Consider the following 4146-nt stretch of genomic DNA (forward strand, 5'->3'; position numbering starts at 1 on the left):
GGGTTTTTGTATGACGCGGCGGAGTTTGATGCGGGGTTGTTCGGGATCTCGCCGCGTGAGGCGTTGGCGATGGATCCGCAGCAGCGGTTGCTGCTGGAGACCTCCTGGGAGGCGCTGGAGGACGGCGGCCTGGACCCGCTGGCGCTGCGCGGTGCCCAGATCGGCGTGTTCGCCGGCTCCAACGGGCAGGACTATGCCGCCCAGCGGTACGACATCCCCACCGACCTGGAGGGATACCTCGGCACCGGCACTGCCGGCAGCGTCGTCTCCGGGCGGCTCTCCTACACGTTCGGGCTCGAAGGCCCGGCGGTGACCGTTGACACCGCGTGCTCGTCGTCGCTGGTCGCGCTGCACCTGGCGGTGCAGGCGCTGCGATCGGGCGAGTGCGAGATGGCGCTGGTCGGCGGCGTCACCGTTATGTCCACCCCGGACGCGTTCCTGGACTTCAGCCGCCAGCGCGGGCTGGCCGTCGACGGCCGGTGCAAGCCGTTCGCCGCGGCGGCCGACGGGACCGGATGGGCCGAGGGCGCCGGCATGTTGCTGGTGGAGCGGTTGTCGTCGGCGCGGGCGGCGGGACGTTCGGTTCTTGCGGTGGTGCGGGGTTCGGCGGTGAATCAGGACGGTGCGTCGAACGGGTTGACTGCACCGAACGGTCCGTCGCAGCAGCGGGTGATCCGGGCGGCGCTGGCCTCTGCGGGTCTGGCCCCGTCCGAGGTGGATGCGGTGGAGGCGCACGGTACCGGGACGAGGCTGGGTGATCCGATTGAGGCGCAGGCGTTGCTGGCGACCTATGGCCAGGATCGGGAAGCGCCGTTGTGGCTTGGCTCGGTGAAGTCGAATATCGGTCACACGCAGGCCGCGGCGGGTGTCGCCGGGATCATCAAGATGGTTTTGGCCATGCGGCATGGTCTGCTGCCGGCGACGTTGCACGTGGACGAGCCGTCGTCGCACGTGGACTGGGCTGCGGGCAGCGTGGAGTTGCTCACGTCGGCGCAGCCGTGGGAGGCCGCTGACCGGCCGCGCCGGGCGGGCGTCTCGTCCTTCGGCATGAGCGGCACGAACGCGCACGTGATCCTGGAGGAGCCCCCGGCTGCGGAGCCGGCCCCGGTACCGACTGCGCACCTGCCGGTGGTGCCGGTGCTGCTCTCCGGCCAGACCGAGAACGCGTTGCGGGCGCAGGCCGTACGGCTGCGCGCGGTGGTGGACGCCGATCTGCTCGGGGTCGGGCTCGCGTCGGTCCGCCGCGGGGCGCTGGAGCATCGGGCGGTGGTGCTCGCGGGCGACGCCGGGGCGCTGGCCGTCGGTCTTGACGCGGTCGCGTCCGGCGCCGGTGGTTTGTCCGGGACCGTGGGTGCCGGCCGGGTGGCGTTCTTGTTCTCCGGTCAGGGGTCGCAGCGGGTTGGTATGGGGCGGGGTCTGTATGAGACGTTCCCGGTGTTCGCGGATGCGTTCGACGCGGTCTGCGCGCACCTTGATCCGCATCTGGATCGGCCGCTGGCGGTCGTTTTGGCCGATTCCGATGAGGAGCTGATTCACCAGACCGAGTATGCGCAGCCGGCGTTGTTCGCTGTTGAGGTGGCGCTGTACGCTCTGCTGCGGTCGTGGGGCGTTGCTCCGGATGTGTTGGTGGGGCATTCGATCGGGGAGATCGCTGCGGCGCAGGTGGCGGGGGTGTTGTCGCTGGCGGATGCGGCCACGCTGGTCACGGCTCGGGGCCGGTTGATGCAGGCGCTGCCCTCGGGTGGGGCGATGCTCGCGGTCGGGGCGACCGAGGCGGAGGTTCGGGCGCTGCTGGCCTCCGTGGTCGACGGCGAGGCGAGTGATGGTGCTCTGGCCTCCGTGGGCGGTGTCGAGTCGAACGGTGGTGGCCTGGCCGTCGACGTCGCGGCGGTGAACGGTCCGACTTCGGTGGTGGTTTCCGGGGCTGAAGCCGACATCGAGCAGGTCGCCGAGCTTGCTGGTGAGCGGGGTTGGAAGATCTCGCGGCTGCGCACCAGTCATGCGTTCCACTCGCGCCTGATGGAGCCGATGCTGGCCGAGTTCGCCGGGGTCGTTCGTGGGCTGGTCTTCGCTGAGCCGGTGGTTTCGGTGGTGTCGACGGTGACCGGGCGGCCGGTGGAGTCGGGGTTGTGGTCGGATCCGGAGTACTGGGTCGAGCAGGTTCGCAAGCCGGTCCGGTTCGCTGATGCGATTGGTTCGCTGGAGGGTGTCAGCCGGTTTGTGGAGTTGGGTCCGGATGGGGTGCTGGCCGCGCTGGTGCAGCAGCCGGATGCCGTCGCGGTTCCGCTGTTGCGTCGGGAGCGCGATGAGGTCGCCACCGCGCTGACCGCGCTGGCGACCCTGCATGTCAACGGTGTGCCGGTGGAGTGGTCGGCCGTGTATGCCGGAACCGGCGCTCAGCCGGTGACCTTGCCGACCTATGCCTTCCAGCGCCAGCGGTACTGGCTGGAGAGCCAGCCGGCGAAACCCGCCGCCGACCCGGTCGAGGCCGGGTTCTGGGCGACGGTGGAGCAGGGTGATCTACCGGGACTGGCCGTGCAGCTCGGCGTCCCGACCACGTCGCTGGAGAACGTGCTCCCCGCACTCGCGTCCTGGCGGGCGCGCGGGCGTGAGCGATCGCTGATCGAGGGCTGGCGTTACCGGGTCACCTGGGAGCCCGCTGACCTGCCTACCACCGAGCTGACCGGACGATGGGCCCTGGTCGGTGACGACCTTTTTGAGCTTGGCGCGGTGCTGTCCGGGCTCGGTGCGTCGGTGATTCATGTGCCCGCGGGCACCCGGGCCGAGCTGGCCACCCGGCTCGCGGGGCTCGACGCCTCCGGCCTGGTGACTTCCGCCGCTTCCGTGGTTGAAGCGCTGGCATTGGTCCAAGCCTTGGCGGACATCCAGAGCAACACTCCGCTGTGGCTGGTAACCCGGGCCGCGGTGGCGACCGGCCGGGCGGACGACGCGGTCGAGGTCGACCAGGCCGCGCTGTGGGGGTTCGGCCGGGTGGTCGGCCTGGAGCATCCGGAATTCTGGGGTGGCCTGCTCGACCTGCCGCAGGTGATCGATTCCCGCGCGGCGACGCGGCTCGGTGCGGTGCTGGCCGGCGCGCTGGGCGCCGAGGATCAGGTGGCGGTGCGTGGTGGTGGGGTTCTGGTTCGGCGGTTGGGGCATGCTCCGGCGAGTGTGGCTCCGGCTTGGCGGCCTCGTGGCACGGTGCTGGTTACCGGTGGTACCGGTGGTCTGGGTGCGGAGGTGGCGCGGTGGGCGGCGGCCAATGGGGCCGAGCGGTTGGTGCTGGTTTCGCGGCGTGGTGTGGATGCGCCCGGGGCGGAGGCGTTGCTGGCTGAGTTGCCGAATGCCGAGGTGCATGCGTGTGATCTGGCTGATCGGTCTGCGGTCGAGGCTCTTCTGGCCGTGGTCGGTGCGGTCGACGCCGTGGTGCACGCGGCCGGCGTCGCGGCCGACGTACCGTTGCGAGACGCCGACGAGGCACACTTCCGCGCGGTGCTGTCCGGCAAGGTCGACGGAGCTCTGCATCTGGACGCGCTGGTCGGTGACGTCGACGCGTTTGTGGTGTTCTCGTCGATCTCCGGAGTCTGGGGCAGCGGCGAGCAGGCCGCCTACGGGGCGGCGAACGCGGCCCTGGACGGGCTGGTCGCCCGGCGCCGCGCACACGGACTGCCGGGCACCGCGGTCGCCTGGGGTCCGTGGGCGGAGGTCGGTATGGCCGCCGACGGCGAGGTCGCGACCCAGCTGCGCCGTCGGGGCCTGGTGCCGCTGGACCCGCAGCGGGCGGTGGCCGCGCTGGCCGATGCGGTGGGTGCCGACGAGGGCGCGCTGACGATCGCCGATGTTCGGTGGGCGGAGTTCGTGCCGCTGTTCGCGGCCGCTCGGGCGCGTCCGCTTTTTGATGATCTGGTCGAGGTGGAGGCGCCGGCCGTTGCCGGGACGGTGTTTTCCACGTTTGGGCAGCGGTTGGCCGGTCTGGCGGTGGGTGATCGGGAGCGGCTGGTTGTCGAGGTGGTGCGGACGCATGTCGCGGCGGTGCTGGGTCATGCCTCCAGTGAGGCGGTGGCGCCGGGTCGGGCGTTCAAGGAGTTGGGGTTTGACTCGCTGACCGCGGTGGAGTTGCGTAACCGGCTGCGGGCGGCGACCGGG

1 protein-coding gene is annotated in these 4146 nt (G+C 71.1%); it reads left to right on the top strand.

Annotation, left to right across the window (positions count from 1 at the left end):
• The coding region (locus CHC08_RS52710) for a type I polyketide synthase (RefSeq protein WP_089213928.1) at nt 1–4146 on the top strand (4146 nt) is incomplete at both ends.

Origin of the sequence: Streptosporangium subroseum (assembly GCF_900188345.1) — a bacterium.
Lineage (GTDB): Bacteria > Actinomycetota > Actinomycetes > Streptosporangiales > Streptosporangiaceae > Streptosporangium > Streptosporangium subroseum.